Raw genomic sequence first — 18,860 nt, 5'->3', positions numbered from 1 at the left:
CTTATGCACTCTCGCTTTTTGCACCAGCCTGGCTGAGCAGAAAGGCGCGCTGCCCGGCCCAGTAAAAATAGCAACTGACCAGCGAGATCATGGCAACGACGAGGAAGAGCGTGGTGCCGCTGTACGAGGCGAGCAGGATTCCGCCCATCCACGGACCGATGAACTGCCCCACATTGCTAAAGCCTTTGGCTCCGTAATAGCTGCCCCGCATCGCTTCCGGCGCCATCCGGTCGATCAGCACATCACTCGAGGTAAAGGTGAGAATCTCGCCGAATGTAAACAGGACCATGGCAATGGCAAAGATCGTCCAGGAATCGGCGAAGGCAAAGCCAATATCCCCGATCGCATACATGACGTTTCCCACCATAATGGCGGTGAGGGGCGTCCTTTTTTCTGCCCAGGAGGTGAGCGGCATCTGGAACAAAATGACGACGATTGCGTTGATGCTCATCAACGCCGCAAACAGCATTGTGCCGTTGACCATGCTCATCTCGACGAATTTGGCCAAGGTCGTGGACATCTGCGAGTAGCCGATCGCTCCGAGTGCACCCCCGACCACGAAAAAGCGAAATGCCTTGTCGCGGATGACAACCTGAAAGGCTCTGCCGAAGGTGACATATTCCTTTTTCTGTCCTTCGATCTTTTTGATGCCGAAGCGATTGAGCAGCCCTTGCAGCGCGATCACGTAGACCAGGTAGATCGCAGCCGTGATGAGAAACGGCAGCGCCACAGAAGTCTCGGCCAAAAGCGCGCCACAGATCGGCCCGACCGCCACACCGACATTGATCGCCGTATAGCGCAAGCCGAAGACGCGATAGCGCTTCTCCGGCGGGGTCACGTCGGCCATCAGCGCCTGCGATACCGGCTCGTAAAACGACCGGCACAGTCCCCCGGCCATGTTGAGGACGAGCAGCAGCAGCGGGTTTTTGCTCAAGGCAAAGCCGACGAAGACGATCGTCCATACGTAGAGTGCTCCGAGCATGACGCGTCTTCGGCCGATCCGATCGGACAGGTTCCCGGCGACAAATCCCCCGACCGTCCCGGCCAGTGCGCCAGCTCCGATCATCAGTCCGATCGTGGCCAAGTCCATATCGGTGTTGTTGGAAAGGTATATAAACAAAAAAGGCATGCTCATGGAACTGGCAGCCCGGACAAATACAGTCCCAATCACCAAAGACCAGACGATCGGGTGAAACTCCTGCAGCATTGCTCTGATTTTGTTCATTGCGTTCTCCCCCGACTGTTCTGCATACTCGTCAAACCAGAACAGTCGTTCTGTATTTTACCAATTGTAGTGAGGAGAGCGTCTTTCGTCAATCTTTTTCCACAAAATTTTTTGATTATTAAACTTTTATTGAATCGATGATTTCTCCCTGCTCGTTCCACTTCACGGCGCGGTAGACATTATCGTGGTAAAACAGAAACCATGCGCCTGCTGCGACTCCTTCTTTGATCCACTTTTCCTTGGCGAAAATGGACGTCATCGGATAATCGTCATAGGCCATTACCCACAGCGGGTTTTGATGGGCGTGCGTCGGCATGATGTCGGCGAGGTGGAGAAGCAGTTGTCCCTGCGTTTCCATACGCACGATGGCATGTCCCTGGCTGTGCCCGCCTGTATGGTGCAGCGAGATTCCTGGCAACAGCGCATGGCTTTCCCCGTACGTTTGCACGAGGTGCTGGATCGGCTTCCAGTTTTCCTCCCAATACGTGTTGCGCGAGCGGATATTCGGTTCCCTCATCTCTGCCCATTCCTGCTCTTGCACGTAAATGACCGCGTTCGGGAAAGTCGGTACCAGCTTGTCCTGCTCCCAGGAGACCAAACCGTTTACATGGTCGTAGTGCATATGCGTCATCACCACGATGTCGATGTCAGACGGGGTAAGTCCGATGCTTGCCAGCGACTCCTTCACCCGCGATTCCTCGAGCAGCCCGAAGTTGCGCTTTTGCTTCTCGCTCAGTCTGCCATTGCCCAATCCTGTTTCAATCAAGATGCGTTTTCCGTGCGCTTCCACGAGGATCGGGTCCGCACGCAGCGGGATCTGGTTCAGCTCGTTCGGCGGATAACGCTTGCTCCACAGCGGCTTTGGAACGACGCCAAACATCGCCCCGCCATCCAATTGCGAAATCCCTCCCAACAACCAGGTGAACTGCAATTCTCCCACTTTCCAGCGCGTCAAATTCATATGAAACTCCCCTTTCTGTATCGCGGCACAGGCTCGCCACCCTCTTTGCTGGTGCCTGCCTTGATAGTTTCGCTACAATCTGCTGAGAGCAGAAAAAAGCACCCCAGTGGAGGGTGCATTACATTTTCATTTCGACACAAACCCGTTTTGTCGCTGGCGTAATTTCCAAAGCCATATCGCTCGATACCGCCTGAACCGTTATATCCGAGTCACATCTTCTATGATGAAGGTTTAGCTGGGCTACCTTTTCTCCCTCGCGATATATGCTGATCAGCGTCTGCAACGGATTGGCACTGCCGCCAGCGATCAGCTTGCAGCCTGGAGCAATCGCAAACGTCCATCCTTCCACCTCGACAACGGGGGAGGTTGCGTGCAGAAAGTGGCGTTTTCCCAATAAAATTCCGTTATGGTGCATCACGTGATGGCCCCCAGTCACTTAATAAGTTGATGAGTAAGATATTCCTATTGTGCAAGAAGTTCGGGATGAAGAAAAGACTTTCGACAAAAGATTTCAAAAGCCGACATTTAGATCAATCTACCTACCTCTGCCCCTTCATAAATAGCCCGTTTGGCATCCAGCTCGCCCGCCTCCTTTGCCCCGCCGATCACGTGGACGGGAAGGCGTCCCCGAAGCGCGTGGTACAGGCTGTCATTGGAGGTAGCGCCAGCAGCGACGACGACTGTGTCCGCAGCGACGAGTCTCTCTTCGCCGCCGCTCGCAATGACGACCCCTTCAGCCGTAATTTCCTTGTAGGCGATCTGCGTCAGTGCCTCCACACCGTGCCGCTTCAGGTTGGCCAGCACAGCCCAACGCGTCGTTTTGCCAAGCCCCGTGCCGATGTGTTTGCCGCGCCGCAGCATGTATACCTTCCTGTCGCTTTGCTGCAAGCGATGCAGCGACTTCGGATCGAGGATACGATATTCCAGCAGATACTGGGCTGCCTGCGGTGAAATGCCCTGGTCCTGGACGAGCAGATGGGCGAGGTCGCAGGCGATTCCGCCCGCTCCGATGATCGCGACCCGCTGTCCGAGCTTCGCCTGTTTTTCAAACACCTGCACGTAGCTGACGACGTGGGGCTGCTCAATCCCGGGAATGTCCGGCTGGCGCGGCGTCACACCGGTGGCGATCACGACTTCATCGAACCTCTCCGCCTCCAGAGCCTCTGCTGTCGCCGTGATACCGAGGCGGACCTCTACTCCGAGCCTCGCCAGTTGTGTCCGGTAATAGCGCAGCGTCTCGTCAAACTCCTGCTTGCCCGGCACTTGACGGGCGTAGAGCAACTGTCCGCCGATCTGCTCCTGCCTTTCCAGGACGACCACCTGATGGCCCCGTTCGGCAAGCACGCGAGCCGCTTCCAAACCGGCCGGACCTGCTCCGACGACGGCGACCCGTTTTTTCACCGCTGCCGGGCGTAGCTGCCACTCCTGCTCCCGGCCTGCCTCGGGATTGACCAGGCAAGAGGCCATGTTTCCGTTGAAAATATGGTCGAGGCAAGCCTGGTTGCAGGCGATACAGGTGTTTACTTCGTCAAAGCGTCCCTCGATGCTTTTTCGCACGATCATCGGGTCAGCGAGAAAGGGGCGAGCCATCGAGACGATGTCGCTTCGTCCCGCCTGGACAATGTCTTCTGCCTGACGCATATCGTTAATCCGGTTGCTCGCGATGACCGGAATGGAGACTGCCTGCTTGACCTGCTGGGCCACCCATACGTACGCCCCTCTGGGCACCATCATCGCGATCGTCGGCACCTGCGATTCATGCCAGCCGATCCCGACGTTGAGCGCATCCACGCCTGCCTCCTGCAGCATCCGGGCAAATTGCAGCGTCTCCTCCATCGTCGTGCTGTCCGGCATCAGATCAAGCCCCGACATGCGGAAAATGACCGGAAACTCCTGTCCCACAGCCTGGCGCACGCGCTTTGCCACTTCCACGCCAAAGCGGGCGCGTCGGGCAAAATCGCCTCCCCATTCGTCATCCCGCTTGTTGGTGACAGGGGACAAAAACTGATTGATCAGATACCCTTCCGAGCCCATGATTTCCACAGCGTCAAAACCGGCTTGCCTGGCCCGCAGCGCACCGTCGGCAAATGCCTGAATCGTCATCTCGACCTCGTCGGCTGACAATTCGCGCGGTTTTGAACGATTGATCGGCGCCTGCAGCGGAGACGGCGCTACCGGATCAAGTCCTGTCTGCTCCTTGGCGGCGTAGCGGCCTGCGTGAAAGAGCTGCAAGGCGATCCGGCCATTCGCCTGGTGAACAGCCTGCGTGATCGTGCGAAGTGCCGGAATGTGCTCATCCAGGTAGACGTTGCAGTACGCATCGCCCATTCCCCCTTCCGGACAAACACCTGCCCCGCCTGTCACGATCAGCCCTACGCCGCCTTTTGCCCGCTCCGCATAAAAAGCGGCCAGCCGCTCGACGCCTCTCTCCTGATTTTCCAGGCCGACATGCATCGAACCCATGATAATCCGATTAGGAAGCCGTAGCGATCCTACCTGGATCGGCTCCAACACCTTGGACAGCACCATCGCGATTTTCCTCCCTTGCGAATGAATACTCATTCATTTCATTTCTGCTTGCAAGAGAAAAATCCTGCCTCGTCCGCCGTGTTTGTTTTAGCGTATTGTACCGATCCGCAAAATCTCGCCCAAATCAGCGGAAAAACGCTCTAGCAGTTGGTCGAGCGCGCCCGCTTCCTCCTCGTTTGCCGGCATCTGCACGATAAAGTGAGTATCGAGAACGATGGACGATTCGACACATTTGCCAGGCTCCAGGTAGCGCTTCTTCTCCGTCAGGGAAATCTCCGGGATGACTGCTCGCGCCTTTTCCCACAAACGTGCCGCCGCGTCATCCGACACCCCTTCGGATGCGTATGCGATTTCTGCCTCCACTTCGCAGCTTTCCTGATCGGGGAGCAGGCTGAGATAGATCTTTGCCTCTGGCTTGCCTTCCTCTTCCCGCTCCATGAAGCGAATTTCCACTTCGCGCGTCTCTTCTTCCTCGACCAGGGAATGTTCAGAGCGCAAGATTACATCGGTCACTACTCCATGGTGGGACAAGGACTCATTCAGTTGTTCCGTCAAGTATGACAACATCGGTGCTTTTATCTCCTCTCACAGCCGTAAAACTTTCGTCACTTGCAGTATACCATGCAGCGGCAAGGTACAAAAGCAAACCCCTTCACGAAGAAGGGGTGGGGTTGTTGTTCACGTTTTTTTGATTCATAAATTCAGCCAGCCAGGCACGGCGCACTTCCTTGTTCGGACAATAACCGAGAACGTAGCTTTCTCCGCGCATGTACTTCTCCTTGATCCATTCCTTGTGTTTGCGAAAGAAAGCGTTTTGGAAATCGAGCGGCATTTGCTGGTACTCTTCCAGGGCTGAGGGATTCTGGAGAAAAAAGTCTTCGTCATAGACCGTTTCTTCATTGTGTTGGCGACTGATAATGTACATAAACGCGATCACCAGAAACAAATTCACCAAAAAGATCATCATCCAAATCCCTCCAGTCGAATGATAATTATCTGAAATGTGTTTCTTGTCAGTATATTATTATTGTAACACTTTCTTGGTGTTTTCTAAACCTCCCTTTCACAAAATATTTACAGGCACATAACAAAAAAACGCCCGTTTTCGGAAAAACGGACGTTTGCATGCGCTTTTTTAGTTGACTGGCGGCACCTGGCTCGGGTCCTGTTGGCCCACAGGGTACGTGATGTCAGGTGGCGGAGCTTGCTCCACAGGCGGAGGCGTGACAGTCCCCGGAGGAGGCGTTACGACAGTTCCCGGGGGAGGCGTTACGGTCGAACCGGGTACGTTCGGGTCCGGTGTTCCGTAATTCGGATTCTCCGTGTACTGCGGCGCACCTGTTCCGTCGGATGGAGGAAGCATCTCTTCGGGAGAGACGATGTCCGGCGGAGGAAGTGTTCCCTCTGCCATATCGGACGTCGGTGGCTCAGCTGGCTGCTCCACTTCTTCCTGCTTCGTCTCCTTCTGCTTTTGCGTATTGTCGACAGGAGGAGCGGCTGACTCCACAGTTTGTTGGGTCGTTTTTGGAGTGGAAGACCTGGAAGACGACGCTACGCTCGATCCCCCGGTCCCAAGCACCGGAGAGTTGTTCATCTTGGCTACGACGCTTCGTTCCAGCCCCATCTCGGCTTGCAGGGAGTTGCGGATTACTTCCAGCTTGTCTTTCTCCAGATACGTGTAGCCACCCTGCCAGTACGCGCCGTTTTCCAGCGTCGTGATCATGGAAGAGTTAAAGCCTTTGAAGTCATACGCCAATCCTTTGATCTGGTCCTTGGACAGATCGGTATGTATATGCTTGGCGCCGACTTCCATAATCGCAAAAATTTTCGTCAGCCCTTCCAGCGATGCAGCCTTGTCGATCACTGCGCGGATGACTTCCTGCTGACGGCGGTTGCGGTCAAAGTCACTGGAGTAATACTTGGTTCCGCGGTTGTCATGGCGATGGCGGACATAGCCCAGTGCCTGTTCACCATTTAGCACCTGCAGACCCGGCTGCAGATTGATGTGCGTATTGTCGGTCGGATCGTCGTAGACCAGCCTGCGATCGACATCGATCTCGATGCCGCCCAGTTCGTCGATGACTGCCTTGAAGCCGTTGAAATCAAGCGCTACGTAGTGATCAATGGGAATTCCCAGAATTTCGCTCAATGTCTTTTTCGTCAGCGAGACACCGTCTTCATCGGGCGTTTTGTTGTTGCGTTCCGCTTTGCGCCGTTCCGCTTCCCCGTAGGCGTATACCGAATTGATTTTGTGGTAGTCGCTGTAACCGGGGATCTTGACCCTCGTATCGCGGGGCAGGGATACCATCGTTACTTTTTTCGTATCCGGATTGATGACCGACACGATCATCACATCCGTATTCAATGAACCTGTTTCGGGACGGTTATCCGAACCGAGGATCACCAGTGAGATCGGCTCACTTTCGTTGTACTTCGCATCTTGGCTCTGGGACGCAGTCGGTGATAGCGGGTCTTTTGGTCTTGTTACCTCGTCTAAGGTATTGTCAATTTTCCAGTAAACGGCACCAGCGACACCGCAGACCAAAAACAGTGCAAATATGCTAAAAAAGAACAACCATTTACGAAGTTTTCGACCTCGTCCCGTTTGTTTTTTTCGGGGAGCGGAAGCGCGTTGTCTTCTAGCAATTTCCGGCATATGATCTTCTCCTTGTTCGCGCACGCTTTTGTCAATAGAAATGAAGAAGGCACATTTCAAACTAGTGCCATTCGACAGGAAAAACAAATATTCACTTTTGTTGGGAAAACTCTAAAACATTGTACCATATCTTTGTCTTCATTTGTAGAAAAATGTTCCTCCCGACTGAAAGCGGGCCCAGAAAACAGGAAACAGTCGCATATATTTGGAAGACATATGCAGACAAAACATGGATGACGATCATTATTTGGAGTGCTACAGTAAGGAGGTAACCAATGAGAAGATAACGGAGATGAACCAAAATGAGTGCCACACCTGCACAAGCCTCACCCGTGCCGAGTACGGCGCCGACCGTATACCGCGTCCTGTTCGCGATCAGCCTCGTGCATCTGCTCAACGATGCCTTGCAGGCGGTCATTCCCGCCATGCTCCCGATTCTGGAAAAAAACCTGGCCTTGACGTACACCCAGGTGGGAATGATTTTGCTCGTGATGAACCTGACCGCCTCTGTCTTGCAGCCTGCTGTCGGCTACTTTACGGACCGCAAGTCTCACCCGCTGCTGGCTCCCATCGCACTGCTAGTCTCAGGAGTCGGTATGCTCGGGCTCGCACTCGCCGGAAACTACCTGTTCGTCTTGCTCGCCGTCGCATGCGTGGGGTTCGGCTCTGCGGTTTTTCATCCGGAAGGCTCCCGCTTTACCCACGCGGCCTCCGGTACGCGACGCGGATTGGGCCAGTCGATCTTCCAGGTCGGCGGCAATGCCGGGCAAGCGCTGGCACCATTGATGACGATTCTGATTTTCGCCAATCTCGGTCAGCCCGGTGCGACCTGGTTCCTGCTGCCCGCTGCGGCAGCGAGTGCCGTCCTGTTTATGGTCGCCCGCTGGTACGTCGGTCAAGAGCGCAAGAAGAAAGCGACAGCCGCTCTGGTCACGTACACGCATGGTCAAAAGCGCAAAATTGCCTTGCTGCTGCTCATCCTGCTGGTCAGCTTCCGCTCCTGGATGCACACCGGCTTCCAGAGCTACTATCAGTTCTACCTGATGAACTTCAAGCACATGGGGTACGCGCAAGCACAGATCGTCATTTTCGGCTTTCTGCTGGCGGGCGCGATCGGCACCTTCTTGGGCGGTCCGCTCTCTGACCGCTTTGGCAAGCGAAACGTGCTGATTTTCTCACTGATCGGCTCGCTGCCGCTGACGATCTTCACGCCTTATGTGACCGGATTCTGGACGTACCCGCTGCTCTTTTTGAGCGGACTGATCATGCTTTCCAGCTTTTCCGTCACGGTCGTCTACGCCCAGGAGCTGTTGCCTGGCCGAATCGGAATGGTGTCCGGACTGATTACCGGACTTGCGTTTGGCATGGGCGGTATGGGAGCGCTGATCCTCGGCAAGCTGGCTGACGTTTACAGTCTGGAGACGGTGATCACCCTCTGCTCGCTGCTCCCCTTGATCGGTATCATCGGCTTTTTGCTGCCAAAAGACCAGACGATTCGCCAATGGGTTCGTACTTCGTAATCGCGGAGAAAACGGCAACAACCAAAAAACCGTCGGGAAAGGTGACTTCCAGGTCACAATCCCGACGGTTTTTTTGCTTTATACCAAAACGCCGACTGGCGCTCCCAGCATCTGGGCTACGGCAGGGGGATACAGTTCCGGTGCGCCGTACAAGCGCCAGAAACCGTCCTCTGTCTGGGCAAACAGTCCGGCGACTAACCAGTCTTCAGCCAACCCTTCGCCAGCCGTTTGCTCGATAGCCACTTTCACTTCCTGACCGTTGGCGCGTTTGGCGATCCAATAGCCCTTCTCCTGTCCGACCAGGATGACGGCTTCTTCCGCCAGCTCGCCCAGCGTATGTTCCGATCCGTACAGATTTTGGTACGCTTCCTTTTCCAAACTGTTGCGCAGACGGTACGCCTCTGGCAGTGTCTCCTTCAGCTCGCTGAACAGCGGCTGCATGGCGGTCGACAGCGAAGTGCCTCTCTGCTTGTCCAGCCATTTGAAGAAAGCGGACAGCACTGACAAAAGATTGGTGGCCAGCGTCTTTTTCACCGTATCGGTTCGGCTGTACATGTAATGCAGCAGGAAGAAGGACATCTCTTCCGGCCGCACATGCTCCCACACAAAGGAAGGACCGAATGCGCTTCGGACGAAGGAACGGAAGCTGTTCATCACTTCATCGTATTTTTTCATCGTCGCTTCGGATTTGCCCTCGGTCATCTCCTGGACGAAGCGATTGATGTCCGCCAGTCTGTCCGGATGAACCGTGTAGACGCTCTCCGGCAAACCCTCGATCAAAGGACGACGCAACAGGTTGTTGATATGCAGGGCGTCATTGGGCAGCGACAGGCGCGGACGAAGGATGTCCATCCGGATATACCGGGCCAATCCTTGACCGAGCTTGCTGTCCTGCTCCATCTGCTCCAGCAGGCTGATCAGCTTGCCGTGCAGCTCTTTATTGTCGGATGCCGCCACCAGAATCGGGGCGAGATCATCCAGCGCCTCATGCGGATTGACCAGCCACTTTTCCGCAAAGTACGTCTGCGCTGCCCATTGCAGCACCTTCGGCGGCAGTGTCGGCTGGCTGGTGATAAACAGTGTCCCGCGCGACAGTCTGGAACCTGTCGAGGTCAAGGCGCGAATCTCTTCTTCTGCTTCAAGATCGATGAGTTGCAACAGGCTCGCCATCTCGTCGAGCTGCTCCGCATACCCTTCCAGGTAGACACGTCCGTCCGCGATCAACAGTTCCGCCTGAACCTCGTACAATTCCAGCAGCGCGTCCCTCAACGCGGAGAACAAATACTCTTCCTTGCGCGGGGCGTACACCCAGATTTCGCGTGCTCCTTCCCGCTTTTTCAGCTCGAAGCTGCGCTGTGCTTCCATCTGTTTGCGGAACTCATCCGCATCGGACACGGCGAAGCTGCGGCGAAGCATCGCTTCTTTCGGCTTTTGCTGATTGCTGCCTTCCGTTCCAAACTGCACGATGAAACGGTACAACTGCGTCGTATAGGTACGCTTGCTGCTGTCTTCGGCCGCCTCGCTTACCTCGGGGTGCTCGCGCAGCCAGTCCAGCAGCGATTCCTTGATGTGCGGCTGCAAGACGATGCTGCCCGAGAAGAGCGCATCGCGCAGTCCCAGGTTCAACAAACGCCCGACGATGATTTGTCCCACTTGTACTCTCAAATTGTTGGTGCGCAGCACATACCGTTTTTCACGGGTAATCGGCTGCATGACGGTGAGAACATCCCGATCGGCATCGACGATTTCGTACAGGTCCAGGTGGAGTTTGTAGAAGGAGCGGCGCAGGTCATGCTCCATTCGTCTGCCGTTCTGCTTGAGATAGTTCTCCAGCAAGGTGTCTCCATCGCGTTTTACATCCAGTACAAACCAGTTGAAAAAGTGCGCAGCCCATTCAGGCCGTGTGACGCTTTCTTCGTTTAGTCCAATCTCCGCGGCAAAGCGGTTGCGTGCTTCCGTAATTGCATCGTTGGTCACATTGCCGCCGACGAAATGATTCAGTCGCTCCACCCAACTCGCGTACTGCTTTTGCAGCTTTTGCTCATGTCGGCTGCGCAACTCGGTAATCGGCGTCACCACGCCACAGCACTTTTTGTATTTTTTCCCGCTCCCGCAGGGGCACAGTTCGTTTCTTCCAACAGACATAAGGGATTTGGATCTCCTTTCCAGCCCACGCGGCATGCGCGGGGAATCCTGCACAATCCCCCTATCTTACCGCATTTTCGTTCATGTATTCAAGTGTTCCCGTTTTGGTTCGTGTGTAATTCCCGTATCGGCCCCTGACTCCCACTTCCGGACAAACTGCTCCAGGCGGTTCATCAACGACACGATCCGCTGCCTCTCGCTCATGCAGGCAGATATGGCAGAGAGCTGGTTGGTAGCGAACAACTCCACTACTTCCTGCTCCATCTTTTGAAGCTGTATCCGATAGCCGGCGATCACTTCGCGCAGCAAGGCAAACCTCTGCTCAAACCGGATCATAGCCTCTCGCCTGCTCATTGCTCGCTTGCGGCCAGCAGCTGTTTTAATCCGTTTGCAATTTGCTCGTGTTTATTTTTCTCTTTCATCAGGACTTCTATAGCTTGCATGTTATTTTGCTGAAAATGAGCGACAACCTCCTGCGACATTTCCTGATTCCTCGCATCCAGACGGCTGATCGCCTGTTCCAGGAGCTGTTGCACTTCCTGGAGAACGTGTTGGCTTTGTACGGTATTCATCGCATGCTCCTCCTTTGGATCTTCTTGTTCTTGTGGTGTGTGTTCTGGCTGTGTGACTGGGCCGGCTTCTTCCGCCGCTGCCGCATCCGATGCCAGCGCAGCGGCTACTTCCTGCTGCGCCTCGACTTCCGCTGCCTGTTCGCCAGCAGCTGTAATGTACAAGGTGTCGCCATCCATGCGAAAGCGGTCGTCAAGGGCTGGCAGGAAGGCAGCTTCCTCACCGATTCCTACCTCCTGATCCAAAAAGTAGACCAGAGAGCGCGAGGCTACTTTGGAAATTCCGTTTTTTTGGCAAAAGTCGAACACTTGATCGTTGGCGATCGTCCACTCGGCGAGAAACCACCGGGTATCACCCTCGAACTGTACGAATCGCGGGTCGCGCTGCAATTGCAGCAAGCGGTTGATCTGGTTCCAGCCAAACTGGGTTTGGCGGCGCAGTTCCCCGATGATTTGCTCCAGCAGCTTGGGCGTTTGCGTATCGCGTACATAGCGGTACGCCAGATCGAACAGTTGATGGGGCGAAAAGGTCAGCTCCACAATCGCGTCCGAGCTCCCTACCCGCACTGGTGATTGTTCCATTTTCAGAACTATATCAAGCAGCGACGATCCGTCCAATTCCGCGTGAGAAACCAGCCCGCTGGCTTCGATTCGCGAGGAAACCTCCTCACGTGGAAGAGAGCGCTCGCCAGACCGAAAAACCTTTTTGACAATGCTTGGTCGGGTATAGGTTGGCCGTTTCATAACTTCTCCTTCGTGTGATCAGTTTGCTGCTGTTTCGGCCCAGATTGGCGCAAGCTGTACGTAGTTCAGTGACGCATAATCTGAACCCTACCGCTGCAGTCAGAAACATATTCTACAAAAATGCAGAAAAATCCTACCTGCGCAAAAGTATTCGGCAATTCCGACAATAAAAAAGCATCCGCACAAAGGGAAAAGCCTGGCTATGCGCAAGCCAGGCTCCTCCCGTGACGATCTGCAAACCGCTTAGTAGCCGCGCCACACCTTGCGCCGCAGCGCACCCGAATACGCCCATTCTTCCTCGCCCATGTCCGCCAATGTTTGCTGCAAGGCATTCATCTTGCTGTCGATCTGGTCGAGGTAGTGAAACAGCACCGCTGTCGGCGTCTTGCCCGAGACAGCGCTGCCCCAGCCGTTCTCGACCTCGCCGTGATGGCTCAAGATGCAGTGCTTCAGATGCAGCACCTCGGTGTCGCCCGGGGCAATGTCCAGTCTTCTGCAAATGCCGCTGACGATTTCCACGCCCATGACCAGATGGCCGATCAGTTGGCCGGGCGTCGTGTAATCGGGGGCAATCGGATCGGACAGCTCGTACAGTTTGCCGATGTCGTGCAGAATACAGGTGGCGAACAGTACGTCGCGGTCCACCTGCGGATAGAGCGGCAGCAGTTTTTCCGCCGCACGCAGCAGCGAGACGATGTGCTCCAGCAAGCCGTGGTAGTAGTTGTGATGCATCCGCACCCCGGCGGGATACTGACGCAGTCTCTCGGCGATCTCCGGGTCGGCCAGCGCCTCCCGCAAAATCGCCTGCAGTGTCTTGCTCTGCATCTGGTCAATTGTCTGCTCCAGCTTTTCCCACAGCTCGTCCGGCGGTACAGCAGAGACGGGAATCAGAGACTCCATCTCTACTTCGTCGGATGCCGTAACCGGCCTGATCCGCTGAATCACCAACTGCTTCTTCCCGCGGTACACCTGGACCACTGCATCGATCTTGACGACGTCCTTTACCTGGATGCCGTCTTTGATCTCGGGACTCACATCCCACAGCTTCGCCATCATCGTCCCGGAGCGGTCGCCCAGCTCCAGGTTCAAATACTCGCTTTGGTTGCTCGCCACACCTGTTTCTTTGTTTTTGACCAGACAAAAGGTGATGACCCGCTCTCCCTCTTGGTACTCCAACAAATATCTCATGTCTATTTCCCCAACCTGCCTTCTATTTGCGAAGAAGCAATCCTTTCAGCTTGTTTACGATTTTTTGCCCGACCAGATCGTCCGCTTCCCGAATCACCCGGGTGATGACGCCGAGCAAGTCCTCTTCTCCATTCCAATGCTCGCGGACGATGGACTCATCCACATCGACGAGAATACGGCGCAGGGCGTAGACAGCCAAAATCACGTCGTCGAGCAAGCCGAAGCCACCGACGATCGCCTCCGGAATAAAGTCGACGGGCGAAATGAAATACGCCACTGTCACTCCTGCAATTGCTTTGGACTGTACGCCTACCCGCTTGTCCAGCATGAGACGGGCCAGCAGGACGAACAAGTCGGGAGCGAGCAAAATAAAGCTGGCCACCCTTTCGTTAATGCCTTTTTCGCGGATGAACATTTGGATTTTTTCCCGCAGTTTGTCGTAGAAGCGCTGGTGCTTCTCCGGCAATTCGATTGCTACCAGCTCTGTGGTCGGCCTTACTGCCGGCAAGGTTTCCGTTTTTGCCGGTTCCCGCTTGTCTTCTACCTCTTCCATCTATGCTCCTCCTTCGGTCGTGCAAAAATGTCGGATCTGCTCTTCTTGTCGAAAACGATCTCCAATGCGTTTGGTTCTTCCATCCATTATGCCAAAAGGAAGGAATGACTACCAATCCGTCTCCAGACGGAAATCGGCCTTTCGTATGATTTTTCCACATATACCCCCATACTACAAAGGCATCCAATGGAAAACACGTTCGAAAAAGGTGTACAATGATCTCATCCCGCGAAACGAGGAATGTCCATGCTTACCCGTCTTTTCCGTTCGTTCAAATACGCGTACTACAAGCTGCTCCGTTCCAAAGGGGCACCGTCGTTTATCGCCCTTGGCTTTGCTTTGGGAATCTTCCTCGAGTTTTTGACGCTGCCGACATTCGGCATCGCTTTTTTGCTGCTTTTCCCGCTGACCAGACTGTTTCGCTGCAGCAAGTCATCGGCGCTTACCGGATTCGTCACGGGCAAGCTGGTACTGCCTGTCTTTTTCATTCCCATCCTGCAAATCGGCTACGCGCTCGCCGGCTACCGGACGTACAAGCAGACTGCTGCGCCGTCGCTTTTTCACGGTCAATGGCTGGCCTGGATCAGGGACAACGGCATCGCCTACCTGATCGGCAGCACGGTCATCGGCCTGTGTCTGGCGTGCCTGAGCTACCTCGCTGTCTTGTCCATGCTGCGCTGGTTTCGCCATGCAAAAGCGAGGAGAATCAGCAACGGTTCGGCTTCGTGAAGGCAAAGAAAAAGGATCGGTCCGTGACTTGGGTAGTCAGACCGATCCTTCCTTCATTCTGGGCTGAATGCTGTCGCCAGATTACGAAAAATAGCCTTTATCTCGCAGTTGCTCCATGATTTCAGCAACAGTCAGGTCTTGTTTCAGCAAATCCATCGTTACAGCCACTTGCTCTGGGGACAGGCCGTTCGCACCCAAGCTCTCTTCAACCAACACGTAGTTGGGGCGGCGGAAGAATGTTTGCAGCGTGCGCTTCACACGTCCTTCCAGACTTGTTTTGAGCATCAATTCAGTCGTCGACATATGCTCCACCTCTACCTTCAAAGTTCCTTGCAGTACCCTCTATTATCGTACAAAATCTAACAAGAATCAACTGTTGCAAAAAATCACTTCGGGCTTATATGCCTGGCATCAGATTGCGCTTGTGCTCCGAGATGCGGTGCAGATGCTCGATTTTCTCTTTCGCTTCCGGCCTCGTCTCGCCGGTGATCAGATAGCGATCGAGGTCCTCGTAGGTGAAGCCCATCTCCTGCTCGTCAGTCTGTCCTTCCCACAGGTCGGCAGACGGAGCTTTCGTCAGAATCGAATCAGGAACCCCGAGCTCCTTCGCCAAAATGCGGATTTCATGCTTGGTCAGGCTTTCCACCGGATTGATGTCAGCCAGTCCGTCACCGCCCTTGGTCATGTAGCCGACGTACACTTCACTGCGATTGCAGGTGTCGACGACGAGGTAGCCCTTCTGGTTGGCGATGGCGTACAAGGTCGTCATCCGCAGGCGCGCCTTGGTGTTGCCTTTGGTCTTGTCGCCAAGCGCGAGGACGCCTTCGATTTGCGGCACGAGCGCATCGAATGCCGGTCCGACGTCCACAGTGACGAGATTGAGACCGATCGCTTCCGCAAGCCGTTTGGCGTCCGCTTCGTGGACGGGCTGGGAATAAGCCGGCATCCACACGCCGATGACGCGCTCGCGCCCCAGCGCCTTGACGCACAGCGCTGCCGTCACGGCACTGTCAATGCCGCCAGAAATGCCGACGACTGCTCCGCCCAGGCCGGGACCGTCGATCTGTTCCCGTATAAATGCAAGCCGTTTTTCAATGTCTTCCTGTACATGTGCCTGGTAGTTGGCCAGGTGCTCCTGGAACTTGTCCACGCTACCTACCCCCGTAAATGTTTTATCCTCATCCTACCACTTCGCCTGCAACGTGGCAATTAACTCCGGAGCGCTCTTAGGTGTATACTACTATGAGGCATTGCAATCCGAGGACAAGGAGAGAGACGATGATCATCCTCAAGACACCTGAAGAAATCAGACTGATGCAGGAAGCGGGAGCGGTATTGGCCGCTTGCCACCGCGAGATTGCCAAAATGATTCGCCCGGGCATCACTCCCTGGGAGATTGACCAATTTGTCGAGCAGTTTTTGGCGGAGCATGACGCCACACCCGAGCAAAAAGGCTACAACGGCTATCCGTACGCCACCTGCGCTTCCATTAACGACGTCATCTGCCACGGATTTCCGACCAAGGAACCGTTGCGCGACGGCGATATCGTCACGATCGACATGGTCGTGCGCAAAAACGGCTGGCTGGCCGATTCTGCCTGGTCGTACGCAGTCGGAAATATTTCCGCTGAAGCGCAAAAACTGCTGGAAGTGACAGAAAAATCCTTGTACCTGGGGATTGATCAGGCGGTTGTCGGCAATCGCATCGGAGACATCTCGCACGCCATCCAGACCTACGCCCAGGAACAGGGCTATTCGGTAGTTCGCGATTTCACCGGGCACGGCATCGGGCAGGCCATGCACGAAGAACCGTACGTCCCGCACTACGGACCGCCCAATCGCGGGCAGCGCCTGAAGGAAGGCATGGTCATCACGATTGAGCCGATGCTCAACGTAGGCACGTATCACCTGACCATCGACGATGACGGTTGGACAGCGCGGACCCGCGACGGCAAGCTCTCCGCCCAATACGAGCATACGATCGCAATTACTGCGGATGGTCCAGTCATTTTAACCAAACAATAAAGAAAAAGCCCTATCATCAGGGCTTTTTCTTTTGCGCTGGCGCTTATCGCTGCACTTCCCAGAACATCGGAGCCTTGACACCCAAACCGGGTGATACGTACGATGCAAGTACGTATGTACCAGTTTCGCCCACATTCGTTACAGCAAAATGGCAAGGAGGAATCCATTCATGTCATCGACTGACAGCAACGAGCCGAAAAAGCGGCTTTCTGATATTCCCCTCTCCGTCCTGGACCTGTCCCCGATCACGGAGGGAAGCACGCCTGCGGAGTCGTTCCACAACAGCCTCGATCTCGCCCAGCATGTGGAAAAGTGGGGATTTCACCGCTATTGGCTGGCGGAGCATCACGGCATGGCCAGCGTCGCCAGTTCGGCCACCTCGGTCCTGATCGGCTACATCGCGGCAGGCACCTCTACGATTCGCGTCGGCTCCGGCGGAATCATGCTGCCCAATCACGCGCCATTGGTGATCGCAGAGCAATTCGGCACATTGGAATCGCTCTATCCGGGCCGCATCGACCTCGGACTGGGACGCGCACCTGGAACAGACCAGCAGACAGCTCGTGCGCTTCGCCGCAACCAGCGCATAGGCGGCGCCGATTTTCCCGAGCTGCTGACAGAGCTGCGCAATTACTTCGAGCCATACTCACCGGAGACATCCACCGGGATACGCGCCGTTCCCGGAGAAGGCTTGTCCATTCCGATCTGGCTGCTCGGCTCCAGCGACTTCAGCGCGCAGTTGGCCGGATTGCTCGGTCTGCCCTTTGCCTTTGCCGGCCACTTCTCGCCTGACTATACGCTGCCCGCACTGCAGGTGTACCGCAACAGCTTCCGCCCTTCGGAGGTGCTGGAAGAGCCGTATGCGATGGTCGGCGTAAATGTCATGGCAGCCGATACCGATGAACAGGCAGAATACCTGGCTACCTCGCACTACCAGGCGTTCCTGCAAATTGTCAGAGGGGAGCGAAAACCGATTCAGCCGCCAGTGAAAAGCATGGATGAATTGTGGTCTGACTTCGAAAAATACTCGGTGCAGTCTCAGCTCCGCTCCTCGATCATCGGCAGTCCGCAAACTGTGAAGGACAAAATGCAGCAGCTTTTGGACGCCACACAGGCGGATGAGCTGATGATTACGACGCAAATGTTCCGTCACGAAGACCGCCTGCGCTCCTTTGAGATCGTCCGGCAAATCTGGAAAGAAGAGCAGTAAACACGCCTGCTCGGAAGAGAAAAAGTGGCAAGCGCTGCCAATTGGCCAGCCTGCCACTTTTTGTTTACCGCTGAAGTTGGGGCGTATGCTTGTGAATGATCGCCTCCAGCTCCTTCACGTCTTTTTCCAGCTCCTCTATATCTTCCTCGATCAGCTTCTTCAGATGCTGTTTTTCCCGCAGTACTTTGCGCGTCTGCTCCAAGCGCTTGTTCATGTCGAAAAGGCCAACGGACACATTCTTTCCCTCCCTATGTAGGTTCTCCACCTTACATGTTATGCAAATAGGCGTCATTGTTTCCTCACGATCTGCGGCAGGAAAAACAAAATGCTGATGTCCCCTTACCTAGCGGGGGAGCATCAGCATCTTGATCGTTATACTCCTTTGTACTTTAACAGCTCTTCGCGCAGGCGCTGTACCTCCTGCACCAGCGCACGCTTTTCCAGATGTTCCAGTTGGGCGTCCAGATCGTGAGGCTCGCGGTAGACGCGCTTGCCGGACGCATACATGTCATATGGGTCGTCCAGCTCGCCCCAGCGCGGCTCGGTTGGCATGATCATCGCCATCAGCACGTAAATCAACGCCGGAATCCCTGTAAATATCGTCAGAATGACGACACCGATGCGCACGAGTGTGGCATCAATGCGCAAAAACTGCGCTACCCCGCCACATACCCCAAACAGTTTGCGGTCATTTTGTGATTTGTATAAACGTCGTCCGTTCATGCATACCTTCCTCTCTGTGTTCCCGATTTCCTTTGTACCACTAGCTTACGCAAAAAAGGCAATCGGCAAAATGGCCCACAGAG

20 protein-coding genes are annotated in these 18,860 nt (G+C 55.0%); 4 read left to right on the top strand and 16 right to left on the bottom strand.

Annotated elements, in window-relative coordinates; genetic code table 11:
- Window position 1: 1 nt before the first annotated feature.
- The 7 genes from ACAF76_RS05955 to ACAF76_RS05925 all read right to left on the bottom strand — a co-directional run bounded on the left by ACAF76_RS05955 (window position 2) and on the right by ACAF76_RS05925 (window position 7,371).
- Window positions 2-1,225 carry an MDR family MFS transporter gene (locus ACAF76_RS05955; protein WP_400164803.1) on the bottom strand — a complete coding sequence of 408 codons (1,224 nt, stop codon included), beginning with the start codon at window positions 1,223-1,225 and terminating at the stop codon, window positions 2-4.
- 118 nt (window positions 1,226-1,343) lie between these two features.
- On the bottom strand, window positions 1,344-2,186 hold the full coding sequence (locus tag ACAF76_RS05950) for a YtnP family quorum-quenching lactonase (RefSeq protein WP_400164802.1): 843 nt from the start codon (window positions 2,184-2,186) through the stop codon (window positions 1,344-1,346).
- Window positions 2,187-2,304: 118 nt separating this feature from the next.
- Window positions 2,305-2,601 (bottom strand): hypothetical protein, encoded by a 297-nt coding sequence (locus ACAF76_RS05945; RefSeq protein WP_400164801.1) that lies wholly within the window; start codon window positions 2,599-2,601, stop codon window positions 2,305-2,307.
- Between the two features lie 110 nt (window positions 2,602-2,711).
- Entirely contained in the window at window positions 2,712-4,715 is a 2,004-nt protein-coding gene (locus ACAF76_RS05940) for an FAD-dependent oxidoreductase (protein ID WP_400164845.1), read from the bottom strand.
- A gap of 87 nt (window positions 4,716-4,802) precedes the next feature.
- Window positions 4,803-5,282: a hypothetical protein gene (locus tag ACAF76_RS05935; protein WP_400164800.1), complete on the bottom strand. Its 480-nt coding sequence runs from the start codon at window positions 5,280-5,282 to the stop codon at window positions 4,803-4,805.
- An 85-nt stretch (window positions 5,283-5,367) separates the two neighbouring features.
- The gene (locus tag ACAF76_RS05930; RefSeq protein ID WP_400164799.1) at window positions 5,368-5,682 is read right to left on the bottom strand and encodes a hypothetical protein; all 315 of its coding nucleotides are present in this window, start codon (window positions 5,680-5,682) and stop codon (window positions 5,368-5,370) included.
- A 168-nt stretch (window positions 5,683-5,850) separates the two neighbouring features.
- Window positions 5,851-7,371: an LCP family protein gene (locus ACAF76_RS05925; protein ID WP_400164798.1), complete on the bottom strand. Its 1,521-nt coding sequence runs from the start codon at window positions 7,369-7,371 to the stop codon at window positions 5,851-5,853.
- A 302-nt stretch (window positions 7,372-7,673) separates the two neighbouring features.
- Between ACAF76_RS05925 and ACAF76_RS05920 the strand changes: the two genes are divergently transcribed.
- Entirely contained in the window at window positions 7,674-8,891 is a 1,218-nt protein-coding gene (locus ACAF76_RS05920) for an MFS transporter (protein ID WP_400164797.1), read from the top strand.
- A gap of 78 nt (window positions 8,892-8,969) precedes the next feature.
- On the opposite strand, the gene ACAF76_RS05915 is transcribed toward ACAF76_RS05920, so the two are convergent.
- The 5 genes from ACAF76_RS05915 to ACAF76_RS05895 form a co-directional block, all read right to left on the bottom strand.
- Window positions 8,970-11,036: a YecA family protein gene (locus ACAF76_RS05915; protein ID WP_400164796.1), complete on the bottom strand. Its 2,067-nt coding sequence runs from the start codon at window positions 11,034-11,036 to the stop codon at window positions 8,970-8,972.
- Window positions 11,037-11,117: 81 nt separating this feature from the next.
- Window positions 11,118-11,390: a hypothetical protein gene (locus tag ACAF76_RS05910; protein ID WP_400164795.1), complete on the bottom strand. Its 273-nt coding sequence runs from the start codon at window positions 11,388-11,390 to the stop codon at window positions 11,118-11,120.
- Window positions 11,387-12,349 (bottom strand): hypothetical protein, encoded by a 963-nt coding sequence (locus ACAF76_RS05905; RefSeq protein ID WP_400164794.1) that lies wholly within the window; start codon window positions 12,347-12,349, stop codon window positions 11,387-11,389. The genes ACAF76_RS05910 and ACAF76_RS05905 overlap by 4 nt, the downstream gene beginning before the upstream one ends.
- 243 nt (window positions 12,350-12,592) lie before the next feature.
- Window positions 12,593-13,537, bottom strand: a complete 945-nt coding sequence (locus tag ACAF76_RS05900; RefSeq protein ID WP_400164793.1) for a 3'-5' exoribonuclease YhaM family protein — start codon at window positions 13,535-13,537, stop codon at window positions 12,593-12,595.
- Window positions 13,538-13,559: 22 nt separating this feature from the next.
- Window positions 13,560-14,090 carry a YkvA family protein gene (locus tag ACAF76_RS05895; RefSeq protein ID WP_400164792.1) on the bottom strand — a complete coding sequence of 177 codons (531 nt, stop codon included), beginning with the start codon at window positions 14,088-14,090 and terminating at the stop codon, window positions 13,560-13,562.
- Window positions 14,091-14,336: 246 nt separating this feature from the next.
- Here ACAF76_RS05895 and ACAF76_RS05890 point away from each other — a divergent pair, with 246 nt between their 5' ends.
- Window positions 14,337-14,819: a DUF2062 domain-containing protein gene (locus tag ACAF76_RS05890; RefSeq protein ID WP_400164791.1), complete on the top strand. Its 483-nt coding sequence runs from the start codon at window positions 14,337-14,339 to the stop codon at window positions 14,817-14,819.
- 81 nt (window positions 14,820-14,900) lie between these two features.
- Here the strand turns inward: ACAF76_RS05890 and ACAF76_RS05885 are convergent, their stop codons facing one another.
- Window positions 14,901-15,122, bottom strand: coding sequence for a hypothetical protein (locus ACAF76_RS05885; protein WP_400164790.1), 222 nt, complete (start codon window positions 15,120-15,122; stop codon window positions 14,901-14,903).
- Window positions 15,123-15,216: 94 nt separating this feature from the next.
- Window positions 15,217-15,969: an NAD(+) synthase gene (gene nadE / locus ACAF76_RS05880; RefSeq protein ID WP_400164789.1), complete on the bottom strand. Its 753-nt coding sequence runs from the start codon at window positions 15,967-15,969 to the stop codon at window positions 15,217-15,219.
- 128 nt (window positions 15,970-16,097) lie between these two features.
- Here nadE and map point away from each other — a divergent pair, with 128 nt between their 5' ends.
- Window positions 16,098-16,844, top strand: coding sequence for a type I methionyl aminopeptidase (map, locus tag ACAF76_RS05875; protein ID WP_400164788.1), 747 nt, complete (start codon window positions 16,098-16,100; stop codon window positions 16,842-16,844).
- 169 nt (window positions 16,845-17,013) lie between these two features.
- A complete protein-coding gene (locus tag ACAF76_RS05870) occupies window positions 17,014-18,054 on the top strand; it encodes an LLM class flavin-dependent oxidoreductase (protein ID WP_400164787.1) in 1,041 nt (346 codons plus the stop codon).
- A 64-nt stretch (window positions 18,055-18,118) separates the two neighbouring features.
- Here ACAF76_RS05870 and ACAF76_RS05865 read toward each other — a convergent pair whose 3' ends face one another.
- Both ACAF76_RS05865 and ACAF76_RS05860 read right to left on the bottom strand, forming a co-directional pair.
- Entirely contained in the window at window positions 18,119-18,289 is a 171-nt protein-coding gene (locus ACAF76_RS05865; RefSeq protein ID WP_400164786.1) for a hypothetical protein, read from the bottom strand.
- A gap of 137 nt (window positions 18,290-18,426) precedes the next feature.
- Window positions 18,427-18,777, bottom strand: coding sequence for a PspC domain-containing protein (locus tag ACAF76_RS05860; RefSeq protein WP_400164785.1), 351 nt, complete (start codon window positions 18,775-18,777; stop codon window positions 18,427-18,429).
- Window positions 18,778-18,860: the final 83 nt, after the last annotated feature.

This window comes from Brevibacillus sp. TJ4 (assembly GCF_044627595.2).
In the GTDB taxonomy this organism is placed as follows: Bacteria; Bacillota; Bacilli; order Brevibacillales; family Brevibacillaceae; genus Brevibacillus.
This window is presented reverse-complemented; position numbering and strand designations above follow the sequence as displayed.

Excerpts from the sequence above, each read along its gene's own strand:
- ACAF76_RS05900 (WP_400164793.1), bottom strand. The coding sequence starts at position 13,537 with ATGAGATATTTGTTGGAGTACCAAGAGGGAGAGCGGGTCATCACCTTT.
- ACAF76_RS05935 (WP_400164800.1), bottom strand. The coding sequence starts at position 5,282 with ATGTTGTCATACTTGACGGAACAACTGAATGAGTCCTTGTCCCACCAT.
- ACAF76_RS05930 (WP_400164799.1), bottom strand. The coding sequence starts at position 5,682 with ATGATGATCTTTTTGGTGAATTTGTTTCTGGTGATCGCGTTTATGTAC.
- ACAF76_RS05945 (WP_400164801.1), bottom strand. The coding sequence starts at position 2,601 with ATGCACCATAACGGAATTTTATTGGGAAAACGCCACTTTCTGCACGCA.
- ACAF76_RS05885 (WP_400164790.1), bottom strand. The coding sequence starts at position 15,122 with ATGTCGACGACTGAATTGATGCTCAAAACAAGTCTGGAAGGACGTGTG.
- ACAF76_RS05915 (WP_400164796.1), bottom strand. The coding sequence starts at position 11,036 with ATGTCTGTTGGAAGAAACGAACTGTGCCCCTGCGGGAGCGGGAAAAAA.
- ACAF76_RS05890 (WP_400164791.1), top strand. The coding sequence starts at position 14,337 with ATGCTTACCCGTCTTTTCCGTTCGTTCAAATACGCGTACTACAAGCTG.
- ACAF76_RS05905 (WP_400164794.1), bottom strand. The coding sequence starts at position 12,349 with ATGAAACGGCCAACCTATACCCGACCAAGCATTGTCAAAAAGGTTTTT.
- ACAF76_RS05920 (WP_400164797.1), top strand. The coding sequence starts at position 7,674 with ATGAGTGCCACACCTGCACAAGCCTCACCCGTGCCGAGTACGGCGCCG.
- ACAF76_RS05940 (WP_400164845.1), bottom strand. The coding sequence starts at position 4,715 with ATGGTGCTGTCCAAGGTGTTGGAGCCGATCCAGGTAGGATCGCTACGG.
- ACAF76_RS05910 (WP_400164795.1), bottom strand. The coding sequence starts at position 11,390 with ATGAGCAGGCGAGAGGCTATGATCCGGTTTGAGCAGAGGTTTGCCTTG.
- ACAF76_RS05860 (WP_400164785.1), bottom strand. The coding sequence starts at position 18,777 with ATGAACGGACGACGTTTATACAAATCACAAAATGACCGCAAACTGTTT.
- ACAF76_RS05955 (WP_400164803.1), bottom strand. The coding sequence starts at position 1,225 with ATGAACAAAATCAGAGCAATGCTGCAGGAGTTTCACCCGATCGTCTGG.
- ACAF76_RS05895 (WP_400164792.1), bottom strand. The coding sequence starts at position 14,090 with ATGGAAGAGGTAGAAGACAAGCGGGAACCGGCAAAAACGGAAACCTTG.
- ACAF76_RS05925 (WP_400164798.1), bottom strand. The coding sequence starts at position 7,371 with ATGCCGGAAATTGCTAGAAGACAACGCGCTTCCGCTCCCCGAAAAAAA.
- ACAF76_RS05950 (WP_400164802.1), bottom strand. The coding sequence starts at position 2,186 with ATGAATTTGACGCGCTGGAAAGTGGGAGAATTGCAGTTCACCTGGTTG.
- map (WP_400164788.1), top strand. The coding sequence starts at position 16,098 with ATGATCATCCTCAAGACACCTGAAGAAATCAGACTGATGCAGGAAGCG.
- ACAF76_RS05870 (WP_400164787.1), top strand. The coding sequence starts at position 17,014 with ATGTCATCGACTGACAGCAACGAGCCGAAAAAGCGGCTTTCTGATATT.